The organism is Pectobacterium brasiliense, from assembly GCF_016950255.1.
Taxonomy (GTDB): domain Bacteria; phylum Pseudomonadota; class Gammaproteobacteria; order Enterobacterales; family Enterobacteriaceae; genus Pectobacterium; species Pectobacterium brasiliense.
This window is the reverse complement of sequence record NZ_JACGFN010000001.1, coordinates 2,218,953-2,238,264: the sequence shown is the minus strand read 5'-3', so window position 1 is coordinate 2,238,264 and position 19,312 is coordinate 2,218,953. Positions and strand designations below refer to the sequence as shown.

Sequence of the window (19,312 nt, the reverse complement as noted above, 5' to 3'; positions counted from 1 at the left end):
GCACGCCATAAAAAACCGGCCGAAGCCGGTTTGGGGAGGAACGATTATTCCTGTGGGTTTTTCTCTGCCTTGCCGGCCATCATCGTCAGGAAGTCAAAGCGGCGACGCAGATCCAGCTCCGCTTCTTCATAGAGCTGCGCGGTTTCTTCCGGCATCATGCTATTCAGGCGGCGGAAGCGTTGCTCTTTCATCAGCGTTTCGCTCAGGCTGCTTGATGGCGGACGAGAATCGGTGACTAGCGCGGCTTTCCCTTCTTCGGCACGACGTGGGTCGAAGCGGTAGAGCGGCCAGAAGCCCGTTGCCGTCAATTGACGCATCTGATCGTGGCTGAATGCCAGATCGTAGCCGTGCTCTTCACACGGGCTGTACGCGATAATCAGCGATGGGCCCGGCCAGGCTTCGGCTTCCTGAATCGCTTTCACTGTCTGGTTCAGCTGTGCGCCCAGTGAGATCTGCGCGACATACACGTGGCCGTACATCATGACGTTGATGCCGAGATCTTTACGCGCTTTGCGTTTGCCTTTCTCGCCAAACTTGGTGACTGCGCCCAGCGGCGTCGCCTTGGACTGCTGACCGCCAGTGTTGGAGTAGCACTGCGTATCCAGCACCAGCACGTTGACGTTTTCGCTCAGGCTCATGACGTGATCCAGTCCGCCGTAGCCGATGTCGTACGCCCAGCCGTCACCGCCGATAAGCCAGATAGATTTATCGACAAAGTGGTCGGCTTCACTCGCCAGCACCTTGGCGTCATTATCATTGATGGTTGCCAGCAATCCACGTAGCTGTTCAATCTGCTGACGGCGCAGGTCGGGCACAATGGACTCTTCCTGCAACGCATTCACCAGATCCGGCGGCAGTTGCGGTGCCAGCTTGTTGAGCAGGCGCACGGCACGTTGGCGGTGCTGATCGACGCTCAGGCGGAAGCCCAGGCCGAATTCGGCGTTATCCTCGAACAGCGAGTTAGCCCAGGCCGGACCGCGGCCGTTGGCATCGGTAGTCCACGGCGTGGTAGGCAGGTTACCGCCATAAATCGATGAACAGCCCGTTGCATTCGCGACCAGCAGACGATCGCCATAGAGTTGTGTCAGTAACTTGATGTACGGCGTTTCGCCACAGCCGGAACAGGCACCAGAGTACTCGAACAGCGGCGAAATCAGCTGAGAAGTGCGGATATCGATACGTTCCAGCGTGGATTTGTCGATTTCCGGCAATTGCAGGAAGAAATCGAAGTTCTCTTTCTCCGCCGTCAGATTATCCAGACGGGATTCCATATTGATGGCTTTAATTTCTGGGTTCTGACGGTCTTTGGCCGGACAAACTTCCACGCACAGGTTACAGCCAGTACAGTCCTCTGGGGCAACCTGCAACACGTATTTCTGGCCACGCATGTCGCGGGCTTTCACATCCAGCGATTGCAGTGAAGCAGGTGCATGTTCCATCGCGTCGGGCTGGACGACTTTGGCGCGGATAGCCGAGTGCGGGCAGGCGGCGACGCAGTGGTTACATTGCGTACAAAGCTGCGGCTGCCATAACGGGATTTCTTCCGCGATATTACGTTTTTCCCACTTGGTGGTGCCGGTTGGCCAGGTGCCATCGGGCGGCAGGGCGGAGACGGGCAGCGTATCACCCAAGCCAGCCAGCATCGCGGCCGTCACGGTCTTGACGAAATCAGGCGCGGCGTCGGAAACCACCGCTGGGCGCTGCGGGCTGTCTGGGTTGACGGCTTCCCGCGGCACTTCTGCCAGCGCTTCTAATGTGGCACTCAGCGCCTGCCAGTTACGTTCAACCAGCTCCTGACCTTTACTGCCGTAGCTCTTGGCGATGGCGGTACGAAGTTTTTCCACCGCCACATCGGCTGGCAGAATCTGTGACAGGTGGAAGAACGCCATCTGCATGACGGTGTTGATGCGCGCGCCCAGATGACACTCGCGGGCAATCTTGGCGGCGTTGATGCAGTACACGCGGGCATTGCGCTGGTTCAGCCCTGCCTGCACTTCCTGCGGCAAACGGTGCCACAGATCGTCGCTGCTATACGGCGAGTTGATTAGGAAAACGCCGCCGGGCTTCAGCCGTTCGACCATGCTGTACTTGTCGATAAACTGCCACTGATGACAGGCAACGAAATCGGCCTGATCGATCAGGTAGGCTGAGTTGATCGGGTGCGGGCCCACACGCATGTGGGAAACGGTCAGGCTACCGGCCTTTTTCGAGTCATAGACAAAGTAGCCCTGCACAAACATCGGCGTGGTTTCACCGACAATTTTGATGGCGTTCTTGGTTGCAGAAACGGTACCGTCGCTGCCCAGACCGTAGAACAGGGCTTCGAGCGATGCGCTGCTTGGAAAATGCTGTTCCGGCAGTGGCAGCGACAGATTGGTGACATCGTCATAAATCCCGACAGTAAAGCGCGGTCGTGGGTTAGCAAGTGCTAACTCATTAAAGATCGCCTGTATGCACTGTGGGGTAAATTCTTTGGAAGACAGGCCATAACGACCACCAATCACGCGTGGCATAAGTGAACGCTCACCAGCGGAGAACGCTTCGGCCAGCGCGGTCATCACATCGAGATACAGCGGCTCTGCCAGCGCACCCGGCTCTTTTGTGCGGTCCAGCACTGCGATGCTCTTCGCCGTTTGCGGAATAACGGCCAGCAGATGCTTGGCGGAGAACGGACGATACAGACGGATTTTCACCACGCCAACTTTTTCGCCGCGCATCAACAGCGTATCGACGACTTCTTCGCAGGTGCCAACGCCAGAGCCCATCAGGACGACGATTTTGGTCGCTTCCGGGTGGCCGTAGTATTCAAACGGCTGGTACTGGCGTCCTGTGGTGGCGGCGAAATCGTTCATCGCCTGCTCAACGTGCTCATAACCGGCGTCATACCAGCGGTTGGTGGCTTCGCGCGCCTGGAAGAAGGTATCCGGGTTAGAGGCGGTACCACGAATCACCGGACGTTCCGGTGTGAGCGCTCGCTCACGGTGTGCATCAATCGATTTCTGTGGCAGAAGCTGGCGGATTACGTCATCGCTCAGCGGCTCAATCTTATTAATTTCGTGTGAGGTACGGAAACCGTCGAAGAAATGGATAAACGGCAGACGGCTGTTCAGGCTGGCGATTTGCGAAATCAGCGCAAAGTCTTGGGCTTCCTGCACATTGCTGGCGCACAGCATGGCACAACCCGTCTGGCGCACAGCCATGACATCCGAATGATCGCAGAAGATAGAAAGTGCATGCGTCGCAACCGTACGGGCAGCGACGTGCAAGACAAACGGGGTTAGCTCACCAGCCAGCTTATACAGCGTGGGGATCATCAGCAGCAGACCCTGCGATGAGGTGAACGTGGTGGAGAGTGTGCCCGTCTGCAATGCGCCGTGGACGGTAGCGATCGCGCCGCCTTCCGATTGCATTTCAACAACGCGGGGCGTATCTCCCCATATATTCAGCCCGCCGTCGCTCGACCAGGCGGCCGCGTGTTCAGCCATGCTGGAACTGGGGGTGATGGGATAAATGGCGATGACTTCATTGGTTCGCCAGGCCACGGAGGCGACTGCGTTATTACCGTCGGTGGTGATCATGACTTATAGCCTTCTTGCTCACTAAGCCTTTCATTTTACATGGTCTTTTCGGGCGATGAAAATGATTGGGCATAAACGAAAATACGATTCTTATCGGAGTATTATCGCATTTCAGGAAAAAAGAGGGTGGAACGATGTAAACGGAGTTGTATCAAACTGTGTTTTATCTCCGCCATACTTCAAGCGATCTTTCTACGTGCGGTGTTCGTATGAAGGAGAGCCCGCGTTTCCTAAAGTTGCGCATATCATACACCTCAGAGCGGGTTGATGTCTTTTTGTACCTATTGAAGGGTATCGCCGCATGATTTTGTTTGCTCATTACTGCCATGACAGGTAGCGTGCTTATACTAAAATAACAACTGTAATCAATGTATGAAGGAACCGAACGATGGCAAATGATGAAATAAAAAATAAATTGGTTTCCGTACTGGCTTCACAACAGGCGCAGGGAAAAACGCCAGAACAGGCCGTCGAACACATCCTTCAGGCATTGGGTGGACGAGCCGGTGATGTGTCCCGTATTTCGGTTTTGACGTCAACATTAATTGCTGACGTGCTTTATACCGTTTATCAGGAGGCGATCACGCACCAGCAGGTTGCGGTAATTTTACGCAAACTGTGTTACGCCGCTCGCGACATTGCCGTCGCATTACACACCATCTATCCCCAGCTCACCGTTCAGGAAATCGGCCCACTTTTACAGAGCCCAGAGATTTATCCGACGATCGATCGCGCCGCATTGCTTGATGCGCTGACCTACGCCAGCTTTTCCAAAGCGGAAAGTGAGCAGGTTGCTGACGCTCTCGGCATTTAATACCCGAACAATTTGCTACCGGATTGCTACCAGAAAATAACCGAAAATCAGACAGTCAGGCTTGTGATTTGCCTATCGCCGCTATCAGTTCGTTATGGGATGTGTCACCAGCCTGTGTAACAGGTTTTTAATCCACTGGCTGGCTTCCGAACGGCTGTTGCGGCGATGGCTGTATATCTTCACGCGATAGGGTGGCACGGTGAAAGGCAAGGCGTGAATCCGTAACGGCAGGAATTGCGTAAAGAATGTCGCGACATTGCACGGTAATGCCATGATCAGCGTTGAATCGGCGATGATAAACGGCGCGCTCATCATGGAGGGCGTCTTTAGTGCGACATGACGCTTCTTGTTGAGCTTATCCAGCGCGTAGTCAATCACCCCACGGGACTCATTCCAGGGCGTCACGACAAGGTGCCGGGCGGCGAGATAATCATCCAGCGTGAGCGTCTCACCTGACGGATAATCCGCGGCGGTGATGATGACATAGCTGTCTTCAATCCAGTCTATCTCCTCAATTTCCCTGTTCTCCGGTTGCGTCATGTCGGTGCACCCTAAAGCAAAGTCGATTTTCCCTGCGAGTAAATCGGTAATCGCGACCTTCTGCGGCGAATAAACCAGATTGAATTTGATATGGGGTGCCCGCTTTTCCATGTGCGCCATCAGGGTAGGAAACACCGAAAACGCGGTGTAATCGGTGATGGAAAAGGTGAAACTTTCCGTGCTGCGAGCGGGATTAAAGCGTGGACGCGGCGTCAGACCCTGCGTCAGCAGCGCCAGACTTTCCGCGATCGGCTCTGCAATATCGTCCGCCACTACGGTCGGATGCATGGTGTTGCCAACCCGAAAAAACAGCTCATCGGAAAACGTATTGCGCAAGCGCGTCAGCGCGTGGCTGACCGCCGATGCGCTCATCGCCAGCTCTTTTGCCGCTGCGGCGACGGATCGATGCTGGTACACGCTGTTAAATACCACCAGTAAATTTAAATCGATACGCCGTAAATCCAGATGCATGATATTCATCAGTCGCTGTAGAGAATGCAGTTCATACAGTATTTTTAATCCGGTAGCATGGCAAGCCTTGGTCATGGTTAGCATTAGAAAAATTAGCACCGGAGAAGAGAGACTTTATGAACCCAGCCCTTATGAATATAGCCATCCGCCCCGCACAGAAATCAGATGCGAGCGTGATTCTGGATTTAATTATCGAGCTTGCTGTGTACGAGAAAGCGCGCCACGAAGTACTGGCCTCGCTTGAGGATATTGAGCGCTCGTTATTTGGCGAGGGCGCGACGGCTGAAACGCTGATTTGCGAGATTGATGGCAAGCCCGTCGGCTATGCGATTTTCTTCATGAGCTACTCAACCTGGCTGGGGAAATATGGCATCTATCTGGAAGATCTCTACATTGCGCAGGCGTATCGTAATGCGGGAGCGGGCAAAGCGCTGCTGAAACAGGTTGCGCGTCTTGCACAGGAAAGACAGTGCGGACGGTTGGAATGGAGCGTGCTGGACTGGAACCAACCCGCGATCGATTTCTATAAGAGCATTGGCGCGAAGCCGCAGGATGAATGGGTTCGCTATCGGATGGACGAGAAGGGTATCGCTGATTTTGTCACGGCATCGTAACGGTGTCGCTCCTGCTAGCCAGAAGGCAGCAGGAGCCCTATTTAATTAACGCGTTGACGCCGCCAACGTGGTGCCTGCCAGAATAAAGATCCCGCCCGTCGAGCGGTTAAACAGCTTGATGCGGCGTGGGTTGGAGAAAAGGCCCGATAAACGACGGCCGGTGCAGGCATAGATAAACATGATGCTGAAATCGAAGACTGCCCAGGTCACAGCGAGAATGATGAGCTGCAAGGCGTGCGGGGCGCTGGTATCGATAAAATTTGGGAAGAGCGCGGCGAAAAACAGCAGATCTTTCGGATTGCTGATTCCGACCAGAAAGCCTTTGCGGAATAACGGGAACCAGCCCGGAGCCGAGGCTTCCTGTGTGTCCTGCTCCGCGGTGCTCATATCCTTGGATCGCCATGATGCGATGCCCAACCAGATGAGATAAACCGCACCAACAATTTTTAATGCGATGAATGCGGTGGTTGACGCAGCGAGGATGGCACCTAACCCCAGAGCTGAACAGGACATCAAGATCATTGCCGCACTGACGCCGCCGAGTACGGTTGCGGTTGCGCGTGAAGCGCCGTAGCGTAAACCGTGCGACATGCTGATCAAGGCTGATGGGCCCGGAATGGCAATCAGGGCGATGATGATGCCTGTATAAGCCAGCCAGAGGTGAAGGCTCATGATTTCTCCTGCGTGTAGTTCACTGTGAAAGCGTGATTGAGAGCGGTGATGTGAAGCGAGATATATTCACATATATATCGCTATTTTCCAACGCGTGATAGTAACAGAAAAGGCGCTGCTGGCGCTCGCCCTCTTTCATTAAGATTCTGTTGCTGACGCTGGTGCGGAGTACAGCAATAAACGGGGCATTTCGACGAAATCACCCCGGCCTTGTGGTGGCCGGGAGAGCCGTTGAGCATGAAAATAGTCAGTAAACCGTACCTGATATTATTCCTTCACGCTTAAATTGATATCGCCGAAATAACGTTTCTGTATTTTTGCATATATGCCTTTTTGAACGATATCTTTCAGCCCCTGATTGATGAGCTGTTTTGTTTCCGTATCGTCTTTGCGTATACCGTATGCAGAACCGAGGCTAAATAAATCCGCATCGGTGACTTCCTCTCCTTTTAGCTCAAAATCTTTACCCTGTGGTGTTTTTAAAAATCCAAACGTGACGGCAACCGACGGACACAGTGCGCCTTCCACTCTTCCTGACTGTAAATCTTCATAAATGGCTTCCTGATCGGGATAGTTTTTAACAATTACCCCAGCGGGTAGCCAATATTTATTGGCGTAGGCTTCCTGAATGGTGCCTTGCTGTACCGCGATATTTTTCCCGCGCAGCAGCTCAGCCTGGGGAAGAAGATTGGACTCTTTCCTTGCAACAAGCTTGGTGGGGACGTGAAAAACATAATCACTGAAATCTATCGATTCCTTTCTCTTGCGTGTCACACCAAGCGGCGCGATGACGTCTATTTTTTTGGCGAGAAGGGCGGTAATCTGGGAATCAAATGTATTGACGATATAGTCACATTTTGCATTTACCGATTTACAGATGGCATCGGTTACCTCGATTTCAAACCCTGATGGATTACCATTTTTATCCATGCTCTGAAAAGGGGGATACGTTAAATCGACGCCGATACGCAGTATGTCCGATTTAGCAAATGCAAAGGGTGAAATAGCAACAATGACAACGATCTTCAGGAGAGATAATTTTCTGAACATAGCAGTAACACCTCTTTTTAGTCGTATAAAATGAATATCAACATTTCGGTATTCGTATTATCACCAGTGATAGGACGTAAATTGGATCGCACATCGTCATCCAGCCTACGTTTTAAAAACTGACGTTAATTTACACTTGAAATTATAACAAATTGTTATTATTTGCTTTCGTGATGTAAAATTGCGCTATCGGTGATGTCCAAACGTGTAAACAGGAAATACATTCCAGTGGATGATTTCATTTTGGCGGGGTGCAGATGTTCATTGCATACCGAAAACCGACCTGAGCGAGTTTCTGGTATTTTAATTTATTAACGTTTAAAGCTGCCAATAATCCGGTGGAATTAGCGATCTTGAAGGTGAGCGCTACTTGTAGGTAAAGCGATAATCGACAATATACGTACCGAGTTTATTGACCCGCGCAGTGATCCATAACTCATCCATTCCTTGCCTTCTTTTTTTGAACAGCATTTCTCTGTTGGTGCATAGCTGTTTAAATTGCCCTGTATGGACATCTTTAACCCATATGCCGGCTTCGCAACGACTACTTTTTCCTGTAGATGGCCCAGGAAAAACAATTTTATAGTCGGATGTGTAACTAATCACCTCATCGGGGAACAAATAAACGTACACATCAAAAATATTCACGATGGAAAGAAATCCCAGCATAAAGCCACACAGGAACATTTCGAGCATGTGCTTTAGTTTCTTCTTTACCGACCGAGAATAGATCGCCCGGCCAGCAAAGATAAGCCCCAGAACGATCCCAAAGGTAAGGTAGATAGTGAAGTCAGGGAGTGTCTCGATCAGTATCGTACGACGTGACAGCTGCGAAGCCCAAAGCATGTACCAGAAAATAGATAGCATGATGGATAAGACGAGGAGAGTAACGAGAAAATCCTTGGATAATAAATAGGTTATTGCTTTTTTATAAAGACGGTACATCTATCCATGACCTGTATCAACAGCGTGTTTTGTTGGTATTTTACATGACTTGATGGCGTAAAGGATCAATAGGATTACTTGTTATGGTTCGGGCATTTGGGCAGGGGGAATCTGAATAATTAACGTAACTAAATGATATTTATGTTTTAAGTGTGATTTCAGACTTCATTCCTAGGCCTAAACGTGAGCCTACGAAAAATGACGATGAGTATGTGAGATAAAAATGGGATCAATTTTTACTCAATTCTTCACTCTCAATTTATAACTCACTCCAGATCGACCCTAATGCGTTTCCCCTTCACTCGTGGTACGGAATTTAGCGATTAATCCAAAAAGCAGCAATAGGGCGGTATAAACGAGATGCCAAAATAAAAAGATTTTTTCACAAAACTGTTCACTCTCTTCACCTTTCATTTTTTATCTTTATTTTTAGCAGGTTAAGTGGTTAACAGTGGGTGAACAGCTGGCGAGCCACTCATCACCCATGCAGGTAAGATACGACTAGGTCGTAATTGTGATACTCTTTATCGCATATATATGCGGATTAAAGGTGAAAGCACATGCGCTATGAAATGGCGGTACTCGCGGCTCTGGTACAAGAGGATTCTCCTAATACGCACTCTATCGTCACCGCTACAGGTATCTCTGAAAGAAAAGTACAGGACGTGTTAAACACGCTCCAGTCAACGATGGATATCAGCATATCACGCGAGAAAAATGGCAAACGGCAAGCCTTGTCTATCTCGTCATGGGGCGTGTTTGGCGACGGGGAACGGCTGATCGAGAAATTGAAAAATACCGATCTGTCGATATTTAAACAACACCGGAAAATCACGACAAAAGCGTTGCCAGACAAAACGCGATCCCCACGTTTGGTGACGCTGGAAGAAAAGCGTGATTACTACAATCAGGTGAAACTCAAAAACTATCGGGACAGTATACGTCTTGAAGGATTCAGCGTTGAGGATACGCCGCTTCCCGCAGACAAGCAGGAAAGGGAAGCGCTGAGAAAAAATCTGATTGCCATGTATAAAGCGGGTGGTTATGTCCGATAAATACAGCTCAGGGCAAGATCCTTACATCTACCCTGATAGCGATGTTCTGATAAATAAACTCGGTATCAACGATGACAGTCAATTCGACGATGCGGAACGTCAGTTATCTGAACTGGCCGTTCTCGATATTGAATTTGAAGAACCGACTTACGATCTGCATTATTGGTGTGGGCTGCACGGGAAAATATTTGGGGATTTATTCGATTGGGCAGGAGAAATACGGCGTATCGATATTTCTAAAGGTCAAACACGTTTTTGCACCGTATCCCGTATTGAAATTGAAGCCAATAAAATTTTTATGCAGCTATCCAATGATGATTTTTTACAAGGCCTTGAACGTCCAGCACTAATAACTCAGTTAGCCGAATATTATTCAGATTTGAATGTGATTCACCCGTTTCGGGAAGGCAATGGACGTTCTCAGCGTTTATTGTTCGAGCATATGATTATTAATTGTGGCTATGGTGTCTCTTTCGAAAAGCTCGACGTTCAGGAATGGTTAGCGGCTAACGTGGCCGGATACCACGGCAATATTCGACCATTAGCCGATATTTTTGAGAAAAGTATTCTCTGACATCCCCAATAAAAAGATTTTGCACAAAACTGTTCACTCTCTTCACCAATGATTTTTATTTTTAATAATCAATGAATTAAAGGGTGATGAGTTGGTGAGCAGGTGACGAGTGGCTCATCACCTTGATGGTAGGTATGTCGCACAACAAGATAGTCGAACACTTAAAATACCGAGCTTATAGTCGGTCTATTGCTGCTTTATAAACCTCTGAGCGTTCCCGTTTGCCCACAGCTAAAACCAGTACCACGATCTCATGTTCGAGCACTTGATACACTAGCCGATAGCCAGCGGAACGAAGTTTGATTTTGTAGCAGTCGGCCATTCCATGAAGTCGGTTGGCGGGAACATGGGGATTTTGTAAAACCGCTTTCAGTTTTTTGGTGAATTGCTCCCGCACGGGCGCACCCAGCTTCTTAAATTCTTTCAGCGCGTGCTCTTCAAACTCCAGCTTATAACTCATCCAGATCGACCTTCACACGTTTCCCCTTCATCCGGGAACGGGCGATTTTGGCAAGTTCGATATCTTCCTGATAGTCGGCCAGCGCCTCCCATGTTTCGGGGGAAACATAATAGCCAGAGATACGGCCATTAGTGAGCACCGCTACAGGCTCGCCGTTAGCTTCTTTAAGCGCGGCATTGGGCGATTTTTTAAAGTCGCTGATACTTACGGCAGCATTCGCAAGGATAGGTTGTACGGACATGGTTAATCCCTTTTAAGTGTGATATTTGATACTGAATTTAGCACTTAATCAAAAAAGCAGCAACATCACGGTATAAACGTGACACCAAATAAAAAGATTTTGCACAAAACTGCTCACTCTCTTCACTATGGTTTTTTATTTTTATTAATCAAAGTATTAACGGGTGATGAGTTGGTGAACAGGTGATGAGTAACTCGTCACCCTTTGAAGTGTTTGGACGTAAAAAAACCGGCCGGGGCCGGTTTTGCCGTTTCTGGTAACTACCTCGCTGACTCACATTTGGGCAGTTAGTCAGCGTCTGATTCGTCTTTCAGCTCAAGATTGGTCTGTATGCTCAGTTTGCGTATACCTAAACGTATACCAATAGTCACCGGATTCAGGCGAATGTCGTCGGACTTACAGACATAAAAAAGCCGCTGAACCTTGCGGTTAGCGGCTTTTTCACGTTTCCGGCCTTATCTGGTAATAACCGGAATCTAAATTGGCTGGGGGAATCTGAATAATTCACGTAACATAATGATATTAATGTTTTAAGTGTGATTCCAGACTTTGTCGGTATACCTAAGCGTATACCAATGCAGAAAAGTGATAGGTTTTTTTGCTAATGATTTCACCCTGTGAATCCCACCCTTCTGTTATCTCAATCTATGATGATGCTTTGATAAGTACACGCGAATATCACTTTTTGGTGGTGTTGGTGTGTACTTAATCCTGATGGATTCTTATCAAACTAGTTCAAATGAGGCTAATTCTTTTAACAGGGTATTTGTGATAGGAAGATAGAGTGAATTAGGCTTACGTTGAAAGGCAATAAACCCATATTTCAGATAAAAATTCTTCGCAACCTCATCTTTCGCATCGACATGTAAAGCCCATATTCCTGTTGTCGAGCGCGAAACATTGAGGATCGCATCAACAAGTAATGAACCGCCTATGCCTTTTCCCGCAAATTCAGAATCGACGGCAAGGCGACCAAGTAATGCAGCGGGTACAGAAGGATAACGCGGAAGTTTCTTGGTAATCGTCTCGGGAAGGCCGCTGATGTCGATTGCACTGGAAGACAACGTATAAAAGCCTGCTACGTTATTGTTTTCATCAACGGCAACATAACATTTAGTAAAGCGTTCCCGGCTGTCCTGCCCGGCGTACTTTTGCAGGTAAGTATTTAACTCAGGAACGCCGCAGTTAAAATCTTTCTTGTTATGGCTTTTGGCAAGTAGCGTGTAGGTCAATAAGCTCATTTTATCTTCCCAACGTTTTACGCCTTTGCATTGCGCCTAATAATGCAGTGGAAACCGGTGATTCGGATAGCAGTGAGTCAGCAAATTGCTTTTGGTCTTCAATTGCCAGTTTCAGGATCGCAGTTTCCTCTACGGCTCTTTTAGCGGCTTCCTGCGTTGCTGTGATAATAAAATCCGTCATTGTGCGCCCCTGCAACTCGGCTGCATGTTTGATCAATGCGTGGAGTTCCGAAGGGATGCGCGCTTCCAGTCTTGCGGTTGTAGGCATAGTTACCTCACATTCATAATTCCGGCAGATTGCCGTACAAGAAGTATATAAAAGGTACATATCAAAAGATAGTCTGAGTATTCGCATTGGGGATGAGTGTGCTTATCTCAAAATAAAAAGATTTTGCACAAAACTGTTCACTCTCTTCACTATGGTTTTTTATTTTTATTAATCAATAAATTAAGTGGTGATGAGTTGGTGAACAGGTGACGAGTGACTCATCACCTTGATGGCAGATAGACCATATGACAAAAAGCTGTGAATGTAAGATATTCGCGCTTATAGTCTGTCCTTGGCTGTTTGATAAACCTCTGAGCGTTCCCGCTTACCCACAACTAAAACCAGCACCACGATCTCATGCTCAAACACTTGATAAACTAATCGATAGCCGGCGGAACGAAGTTTGATTTTGTAACAGTCAACCATTCCGTGAAGCCGGTTGGCTGGACGCGGGGATTTTTGTAAAACCTCTTTCAGTTTTTTGGTGAACGGCGGATTCAAGTCCGAAATGCAACGCTAAGCCGCCTTTCTTAGCTATTCAAACTCCAGCTTATAACTCATCCAGATCAAACTTCACACGTTTCCCCTTCATCCTTGAATAGGCAATTTTCGCGAGTTCAATATCTTCCTGATAGTCAGTTAACGCTTCCCACAACTCTGGAGAAATGTAGTACCCAGAGATACGCCCATTAGTGGGCACAGCAACGGGTTGCCCGTTGGCTTCTTTGAGTGCAGCATTGGGTGATTTTTTGAAATCACTCATACTGACAGTCACATTAACAAGGATATGCTGTATGATCATTCAGCACCTTTAGTATGAATTTGATGCTAAATTTATCGCCAAATAAACATCAAGGCAATGTCACAACGCATCAGGATATTTAAAATACAATAATATTAATTAGTCTAATCATGAGAAACTAATATCACCTACCGTTCCCAGATTTTATCTTCGAGATTTCATTTCTTATTTTCATTAATTCCTCGCGTATTTTATTCCCAATACTATTATCAGATGCTGATACTGTTGAGAAAGAAAAAACCTCAAGGTAACTTGTGTTTTTTATCTTTCTATTTCCAAATGGAATTCCCCTCGCTCTTTCACATGTAATATCAACTGTTATTTTTTCATTTTCGAACCATTTAGCCAGTTCGTGATATTTACCAAACATCATGCTCCTTTCCCCTCCGGGAGCTAAATAAGGTATCCCTGTAACAAGGGCACCTTTTGTCATTTCAGCAGTATCAGTAATGTCAAAGGCGTGCTGTGGCAATGGAGTTTCACATTTGAACACTATGTTCTTAGCTGCGCCCTTCCCAATATTTTTAATTACTAGATTTAAAATTTGCTTTGCATCTTTATCCTGCTCAATATAAACAACAACATCGGGAATAGAGTTTTCAGAGTAGACCAAATAACTGATTAATGACGCTGCAATTGCAATCAGAGCCATAAATAAATTAATTACAAAACCACCGTTTTGTATAACTTCAGCGGGCATATATCACCTTGTAGTCAAAGAGAGCATAAATGATATTGATACTTTAGTTAGATTAACACTAACAAACCACATAAAAAAACCGGCCGGAGCCGGTTTGTCGTTTCTGGTGTCTACCTCGCTATTTCGCACTTGGGCAGCCAGTCGGCGTCGGATTCGTCTTTCAGTTCAAGGTTAGTCTGTATGCCCTGATTGGTCCTGCCCTTGAGATACGTCTGCCCGTATTCCGACATCATGTTAGGCAGTACCTTACCAAAGGCCGTCAGGCTGATGGGCTTCTGGTGGCCGTGCGACTCCATAAAGGACAGGTAGGCGTGATACAGGTATTTACGCGGGTTACGCGGCGTAATGTTGGCGTTGCCCATATACAGCCCGGTGGTATCGCCGTGTGCCAGCAGGTAGCCGCAAAAATCAACCAGCGGGTCAGCCTGCCGTTTGATTTCCAGCGCCTCAGCGGAGTGTTGCTGTGCCTGTAACAGCGTCCGGGCATCGTTTGGGTCGGCAAAACGTTTCATCAGGTGACGGACAATCACCGCCAGCTCTGCGCGTATTTTCTCTTTCAGCTTGGGGTCGCGTTCGCTGGCCGGGATGGTTTCGCCGAAGTGGATTATCACCCGGCGACGGGACACGCCCCCGCTGCGGTCGCTAAAACGCATCGGTGAGTTGTTCACGGCCAGAATCACCGCCGGAATCCGGGTTGAGTAAGCGTCGCGGTATTTCGGGTCAACCATCACCGCATCGCCGCCGGTAATGGCTTTAATGCCTGCACCGTCACCGCTCCATTTTTCTTGGTCAGGCAGGACGATTAACGAGAAGCCAATAATCGATGAGCGTTCACGGGATGATTCAATGGTGTTGATGGTGGCCGCCGTGGTGTTGTCCTCCCCGGCCAGCATGGTGGCAATTTCGGCCAGAATACTTTTTCCGCTACCGCCGGGGCCGGTGACTTCAAGGAACAGTTGCCAGTCGTAGCAGTTCGCCAGCACCATAAACAGTGCGGCCAGAATACGCTCCTGTTTATCCGTATTGCTCCCGGCGGCACGGGTCAGCCAGCGCCAGAAGTGCGGAGCATTATCAGCAAGGTTTTCCCCAGCCTTAAACGGCGTGTAATCCACATCATTGACGGTATTCAGCCAGTGCTCCCGGCGATGCGGTTTAAATTCACCGCTGGCAGTGTCAAACACCCCGTTACGAAAGCCGATTAACCGGCGCAGGGGTTTTTCCTGCATCGGGATAATCAATTTCAGGGTATCTAACACACTGCCAATCCCGGACGCGGTAAAGGGGGCGTGTATCTTCTGAAACAGCGCCGCGATATCCCGGCTTAACAGGCGGTAGGGCAACACTTTCCACGCGCCGTTCTGGTACTGGAAGAAGGTTTCCCCGAAGGCGTCAATCGCCAGCGTATCGCGGTAGTGGTCGCGTATCTTCTCCGCTTTCTCGCTGGCGCTCATGGCCTTGAACTCGGCCTCGCCCAGCGACGCAAACGGGCTGACTGGCTCTGGTTGAGTAAACGCATTCAGGTGCTGGCGGGTGGCGTCAGCACCTTCTGTAAGATAGACATCATTCCAGTCACCAAACACCGGCGGCAGTGCGACACGGCCATTGACGGCAGCGGCGGCCTGTTCCGCTTTGGTCTGGCCGATGCCGTTCTCGTCCCGGTCAGCCGCTATCAGCAGCGTAACCGCCGGGTGGCGGGTTTTCAGCTCACGGGCAAGGGACGGCAGGTTGTTGGCACTGAGGGCGACATACACGCTATCACCAGTTAACTGATGCAACGTTAAGCCGGTGGCGTAGCCCTCAGCCAGCCAGATAACGCTGGCCTGTTTACCGCTGAAACAGTGAAAGGTGCCTTTGACCTGCCCACCTTTTAACGTGCGCTTGTCGCCCTGTGCGTTGATAAGCTGGAGATTCACTACTTCACCGTCCGGTGTGGTCAGCGGCACCAGCACATCGCCGGGCTGATAGGTGATACCGCCCACGCGCAGCGGCTTGCCCTGTAGGGTGGGTACGGCGATATCCGGCCAGCCTTTGGCGCTGAGATACGCGTTGCCGGATTGCATCACCGCCTCTTTCAGTTTTGCCTGTGCCTGAACTGCCGCCCGTTGCCGGGCGGCCTCGCTGTCTGCGTCGTCAGATGTGGACGCTGTCGGGCTGTCCGGCAGGTCACCCAGCCATGCGCCGACTTTCAGGGCGGCTTCTGTCGGCGTCAGGTTCAGCGCTTTCTCAACCAGATTCAGGCCGTCCCCCGCGCCGCACTGGTTACAGAACCATGTGCCGCGCCCTTCTTTGTTATCGAAGCGGAAACGGTCTTTGCCCTCGCACATCGGGCAGGCGGTATGCTGCCCGGTGGCATCAATGCGGATACCCACTGCCGGGAGCAGTTGCGGCCAGTGGCCGCTGGCGCGTTTCACGGTCTGTGTCACGGTAAGGTGTGCCATGCGTCGCCCCTTAATGCAGTGTGGTGTCGGTGTAGTCAACATCGTTCAGGTCGTCGATGAGGTCGGGCGTATCCAGCGTGGACGACAGCACTTCCAGCCGTTCAGCCAGCACAAACAACAGCACTTCTTTCGCCATCGGGTTATCCAGCTCAATCACGGCGTGCGTCAGGGCGCGGCACTGGTCGGTCAGCTCTTCCGGGGTCAGGGGCGTGTCATCAAACATGGCGTGTACTCCGCAGCGGCAGACGGCCAGCAAACGACAGTACATAGTCCCGCGCCAGCAGACGGCGGGCGCTGATTTCATCCGGGGCGATAACGGCTTCACGGTGCGGTAAGGCGCGTAATTCGGCGCGGCGCACGGCCAGAAACAAGAAGGTAAATTGCGGGTGTGACGGGATAGGGGTCGTAGCCATGTGGCAATCTCCGTTGAGTAGCTAAAACTGCTACCACCGGAGTTCCTACACTCATGGGTGGTAGCCCAGACGGGGGTAGGAATACCGGCCTCAACGAACACCGGCCAGCCCGAAGGCTGCCCCGCCTGAGCCACCATAATCTGGATGCAATGACGGCGTAAAACATGCCGCATTTTATGCAGGTGTGCTAAGGCTGCGACGTAAAAAAAGACGCATGGCGCGTCTGGTGTCGCCGTTGAGTAACTCGGGTTCCTACGCCCGACTGCCGATTTTGCGGCAGCGACGAAACTATAACGCCAAAAAGCCCCGGCAGGCAAGCCGGAGAAACGGATAAATTGCGCAGTCATGAACAGCCTCAGCAGTTAGTCAGCGCATCACCGGCACGGGATGCACAGTAACGCCGGGATGAATCAGAAGTGGCGGGCGTCGGTGCGATGCTCAGCAGCAATACGCCGAAACGCTGTTCACGGGCGGCAACGGAGGCCGGGTTACGGATGGCGGGAAATAGTTGATCGCACAGGCTGAGGGCTTCCCGTTCATCGAGTGTGACCGACTGCCCGGCGATAGTTAAGGTGATCATGCGTGGTTCTCCTGTTGACGGGCGGCGATACGCTCGGCCACCCAGTGATGAATTTCGGACTCAACCCACGCGACGTTCTTCCCACCCAGCGGCACACGGGCGGGAAAAGCCTTGCGGCTGCTCAGCTCGTACAGCGTCGAGCGAGAAATGCCGGTGACGTGCAGCACTTCCGGCAGGCGCATTAAGCGCTCTCTGGCTGGATGAAGTGGCATCGGGGGCATAGCAGGAATGGGGGCTGGGGGTGTGGCTGACAACATGTGACGCTACCTCGTTTATGTCCGTCCGGCTCTGGCCGGATGGCGCTGGATTGCTCTGGTAGCTCGCTATTATGTGAATATTTTCAGGACTGGCAACAAGGGGCTGTTGTGCTACATCTGGCACAATGAGGTTAAAATTCAACCTCTTCATCAGGTTGATAGTAATGTTTAGTTATGTTTGGTAATGCTCACATCTTACTTACAAATTAATTTAATTAAGTGATTGATAGATGAAAATCAATCTAAATAAACATTCAAAAAACAGGCTCGCCAGAAAAAAGGCTCAAAAAACCGAGTGAACAGTGTGAACACTCGGTGAAGAGTTTACTATCAACTGTTCACCTCTTTATTTATTGATTTATCTATTCTTTTTTCTCAGGTGAAGAGTAGTGAATAGTTTTATAAAAGAGTTGTTTTAAATCGGGCAAACCGCCTAAGAGTGAGATTGTTTTGTGTGGTCGATGGCAGGACAGGCTCAGATAGCGGGGGTTGTGTGGTGAATTGCACAATAGCCACCAGACACTAACCCTAGCGGAGAAATGACCATGACCAAAACCGTAGCCTCATTGCTGAATGAACGTATCGAAAAACAACGTAACTACTACAACAGCGCTAAAGAGGAATACCAGAAAGACAGCGACGCGTTACAGAACGTGATTAACGCGATTGAGAATGCCCAAAAGCAGCAGCGTGTGGAGCAGGAAAAAAGCCAGTTACTGGAAAACGACTGGCGGCAGCGTTTCCGCGATTCAGGCGGCCAGATGTCAGACGATTTGAAGTCGCTCCATTTGCAGCAGGTATCACACAAAGAGCTGGCGAAAGAGTATGACGGTTTGGTGGCTGCGCTGGAGCTGGATAAAGGGCTGGCCGAACTGGTTGCTGCCAAAAGCGGGTTGAATTATCAAAATGCTCACCGTTCCCTGATGCGCAGTTACGCGTCTTACGAGCTGGAAAAAGCGATGGAAACGGCAGAACCGCTTATCAGGGGTATGGCTTTACGTCTTCATGCACTTTCCCTGAAATCGCATGATGAACAGATCTATCACCATGTGAATTTTACAGCAAGCGACAATCAGGTTGTGCTACAGGAGGTGACTCAGCAACTTGAAAGCCGGATGGAGAGTTATCGCTTTGACATGAAAGAAGAAGCACTGTTACAGGAAATCCGTCTCTATAGCGAATCCATTAAGAATGTGGATCAGAAATTATTGACCAGCCCAATAACAAGAATGAAAAAAGGTCAGGCGCTACGCGAACAACGGGAGAAAACGAAATGATGTCTTGTCCGTTCTGCGGCCATGCTGCCCATGCCCGCACCAGTCGCCCGTTATCAGAGAACGTTAAGCAGCGCTATCACCAGTGCCGGAATATTGAATGCTCAGCAACTTTCCGCACACTGGAATCGATAGAGGAAATTATTCAGCCATCGAATAGACGCGATCTGCCGGTGCCGGATATTCCGCTATCACCGGCTATGCAGAAAAAATATAAGGATTACCCAACCGCAACTCAATGGAATTAATTAGCCAGATTATAATTTCATTGTCGTTAATATCAGAACGTCGCCCGCCATTGCGCGGGCTTTTTTGCGAGTTTTTT

The 19,312-nt window shown here is 49.8% G+C and carries 23 protein-coding genes and 1 pseudogene; 6 read left to right on the top strand and 18 right to left on the bottom strand.

Annotated features, from left to right (window positions below):
* Nucleotides 1–44 precede the first annotated feature (44 nt).
* Entirely contained in the window at nucleotides 45–3,578 is a 3,534-nt protein-coding gene (gene nifJ / locus H4F65_RS10000) for a pyruvate:ferredoxin (flavodoxin) oxidoreductase (protein ID WP_010282344.1), read from the bottom strand.
* 388 nt (nucleotides 3,579–3,966) lie between these two features.
* On the opposite strand from nifJ, the gene H4F65_RS09995 reads away from it, so the two are divergent.
* Nucleotides 3,967–4,392 carry a hypothetical protein gene (locus H4F65_RS09995; RefSeq protein WP_010282345.1) on the top strand — a complete coding sequence of 142 codons (426 nt, stop codon included), beginning with the start codon at nucleotides 3,967–3,969 and terminating at the stop codon, nucleotides 4,390–4,392.
* An 84-nt stretch (nucleotides 4,393–4,476) separates the two neighbouring features.
* On the opposite strand, the gene H4F65_RS09990 is transcribed toward H4F65_RS09995, so the two are convergent.
* Nucleotides 4,477–5,412: a LysR substrate-binding domain-containing protein gene (locus tag H4F65_RS09990; protein ID WP_039318882.1), complete on the bottom strand. Its 936-nt coding sequence runs from the start codon at nucleotides 5,410–5,412 to the stop codon at nucleotides 4,477–4,479.
* Between the two features lie 122 nt (nucleotides 5,413–5,534).
* On the opposite strand from H4F65_RS09990, the gene H4F65_RS09985 reads away from it, so the two are divergent.
* A complete protein-coding gene (locus tag H4F65_RS09985; protein WP_039274311.1) occupies nucleotides 5,535–6,017 on the top strand; it encodes a GNAT family N-acetyltransferase in 483 nt (160 codons plus the stop codon).
* A gap of 45 nt (nucleotides 6,018–6,062) precedes the next feature.
* Here the strand turns inward: H4F65_RS09985 and H4F65_RS09980 are convergent, their stop codons facing one another.
* The 3 genes from H4F65_RS09980 to H4F65_RS09970 all read right to left on the bottom strand — a co-directional run bounded on the left by H4F65_RS09980 (nucleotide 6,063) and on the right by H4F65_RS09970 (nucleotide 8,684).
* Nucleotides 6,063–6,689: a LysE family translocator gene (locus H4F65_RS09980; RefSeq protein WP_010282349.1), complete on the bottom strand. Its 627-nt coding sequence runs from the start codon at nucleotides 6,687–6,689 to the stop codon at nucleotides 6,063–6,065.
* 267 nt (nucleotides 6,690–6,956) lie between these two features.
* Nucleotides 6,957–7,739 carry a transporter substrate-binding domain-containing protein gene (locus tag H4F65_RS09975; protein ID WP_010282351.1) on the bottom strand — a complete coding sequence of 261 codons (783 nt, stop codon included), beginning with the start codon at nucleotides 7,737–7,739 and terminating at the stop codon, nucleotides 6,957–6,959.
* A 366-nt stretch (nucleotides 7,740–8,105) separates the two neighbouring features.
* Nucleotides 8,106–8,684, bottom strand: coding sequence for a hypothetical protein (locus H4F65_RS09970; RefSeq protein ID WP_010282353.1), 579 nt, complete (start codon nucleotides 8,682–8,684; stop codon nucleotides 8,106–8,108).
* A gap of 560 nt (nucleotides 8,685–9,244) precedes the next feature.
* Between H4F65_RS09970 and H4F65_RS09965 the strand changes: the two genes are divergently transcribed.
* Both H4F65_RS09965 and H4F65_RS09960 read left to right on the top strand, forming a co-directional pair.
* On the top strand, nucleotides 9,245–9,739 hold the full coding sequence (locus H4F65_RS09965) for a YhfG family protein (protein ID WP_010282369.1): 495 nt from the start codon (nucleotides 9,245–9,247) through the stop codon (nucleotides 9,737–9,739).
* Nucleotides 9,729–10,313, top strand: coding sequence for a putative adenosine monophosphate-protein transferase Fic (locus tag H4F65_RS09960; protein ID WP_010282372.1), 585 nt, complete (start codon nucleotides 9,729–9,731; stop codon nucleotides 10,311–10,313). The genes H4F65_RS09965 and H4F65_RS09960 overlap by 11 nt, the downstream gene beginning before the upstream one ends.
* Before the next feature lie 175 nt (nucleotides 10,314–10,488).
* On the opposite strand, the gene H4F65_RS09955 is transcribed toward H4F65_RS09960, so the two are convergent.
* From H4F65_RS09955 to H4F65_RS09895, 13 genes and pseudogenes are all read right to left on the bottom strand, one after another.
* On the bottom strand, nucleotides 10,489–10,773 hold the full coding sequence (locus tag H4F65_RS09955) for a type II toxin-antitoxin system RelE family toxin (protein WP_010282373.1): 285 nt from the start codon (nucleotides 10,771–10,773) through the stop codon (nucleotides 10,489–10,491).
* Entirely contained in the window at nucleotides 10,763–11,014 is a 252-nt protein-coding gene (locus tag H4F65_RS09950; RefSeq protein ID WP_005973616.1) for a type II toxin-antitoxin system Phd/YefM family antitoxin, read from the bottom strand. Before H4F65_RS09950 ends, H4F65_RS09955 begins: the two co-directional genes overlap by 11 nt.
* A 725-nt stretch (nucleotides 11,015–11,739) precedes the next feature.
* Entirely contained in the window at nucleotides 11,740–12,255 is a 516-nt protein-coding gene (locus H4F65_RS09945; RefSeq protein WP_010282375.1) for a GNAT family N-acetyltransferase, read from the bottom strand.
* A gap of 1 nt (nucleotide 12,256) precedes the next feature.
* Nucleotides 12,257–12,523, bottom strand: coding sequence for a type II toxin-antitoxin system TacA family antitoxin (locus H4F65_RS09940; protein WP_010282378.1), 267 nt, complete (start codon nucleotides 12,521–12,523; stop codon nucleotides 12,257–12,259).
* A 279-nt stretch (nucleotides 12,524–12,802) separates the two neighbouring features.
* Entirely contained in the window at nucleotides 12,803–13,033 is a 231-nt protein-coding gene (locus H4F65_RS09935) for a type II toxin-antitoxin system RelE family toxin (protein WP_276529573.1), read from the bottom strand.
* A gap of 40 nt (nucleotides 13,034–13,073) precedes the next feature.
* Nucleotides 13,074–13,325, bottom strand: coding sequence for a type II toxin-antitoxin system Phd/YefM family antitoxin (locus H4F65_RS09930; RefSeq protein ID WP_010282381.1), 252 nt, complete (start codon nucleotides 13,323–13,325; stop codon nucleotides 13,074–13,076).
* Nucleotides 13,326–13,449: 124 nt separating this feature from the next.
* On the bottom strand, nucleotides 13,450–14,025 hold the full coding sequence (locus H4F65_RS09925; RefSeq protein ID WP_010282383.1) for a hypothetical protein: 576 nt from the start codon (nucleotides 14,023–14,025) through the stop codon (nucleotides 13,450–13,452).
* 110 nt (nucleotides 14,026–14,135) lie between these two features.
* Nucleotides 14,136–16,463 (bottom strand): phage/plasmid primase, P4 family, encoded by a 2,328-nt coding sequence (locus H4F65_RS09920; RefSeq protein ID WP_010282384.1) that lies wholly within the window; start codon nucleotides 16,461–16,463, stop codon nucleotides 14,136–14,138.
* A gap of 10 nt (nucleotides 16,464–16,473) precedes the next feature.
* Nucleotides 16,474–16,686, bottom strand: coding sequence for a hypothetical protein (locus H4F65_RS09915; RefSeq protein ID WP_010282385.1), 213 nt, complete (start codon nucleotides 16,684–16,686; stop codon nucleotides 16,474–16,476).
* Nucleotides 16,679–16,876 carry a host cell division inhibitor Icd-like protein gene (locus H4F65_RS22155; RefSeq protein ID WP_010282386.1) on the bottom strand — a complete coding sequence of 66 codons (198 nt, stop codon included), beginning with the start codon at nucleotides 16,874–16,876 and terminating at the stop codon, nucleotides 16,679–16,681. The genes H4F65_RS09915 and H4F65_RS22155 overlap by 8 nt, the downstream gene beginning before the upstream one ends.
* A 41-nt stretch (nucleotides 16,877–16,917) precedes the next feature.
* Nucleotides 16,918–17,223 (bottom strand): annotated as a pseudogene (locus H4F65_RS22150) (ash family protein); the annotation flags it as partial.
* 8 nt (nucleotides 17,224–17,231) lie between these two features.
* Complete coding sequence (locus H4F65_RS09900; protein ID WP_010282387.1) at nucleotides 17,232–17,456, bottom strand: hypothetical protein; 225 nt, start codon at nucleotides 17,454–17,456, stop codon at nucleotides 17,232–17,234.
* Nucleotides 17,453–17,713: a helix-turn-helix transcriptional regulator gene (locus H4F65_RS09895; RefSeq protein WP_039318878.1), complete on the bottom strand. Its 261-nt coding sequence runs from the start codon at nucleotides 17,711–17,713 to the stop codon at nucleotides 17,453–17,455. The genes H4F65_RS09900 and H4F65_RS09895 overlap by 4 nt, the downstream gene beginning before the upstream one ends.
* Nucleotides 17,714–18,258: 545 nt before the next feature.
* Between H4F65_RS09895 and H4F65_RS09890 the strand changes: the two genes are divergently transcribed.
* Complete coding sequence (locus H4F65_RS09890; RefSeq protein ID WP_010282391.1) at nucleotides 18,259–18,990, top strand: hypothetical protein; 732 nt, start codon at nucleotides 18,259–18,261, stop codon at nucleotides 18,988–18,990.
* The gene (locus H4F65_RS09885) at nucleotides 18,987–19,235 is read left to right on the top strand and encodes an ogr/Delta-like zinc finger family protein (protein WP_010282394.1); all 249 of its coding nucleotides are present in this window, start codon (nucleotides 18,987–18,989) and stop codon (nucleotides 19,233–19,235) included. The genes H4F65_RS09890 and H4F65_RS09885 overlap by 4 nt, the downstream gene beginning before the upstream one ends.
* Nucleotides 19,236–19,312: the final 77 nt, after the last annotated feature.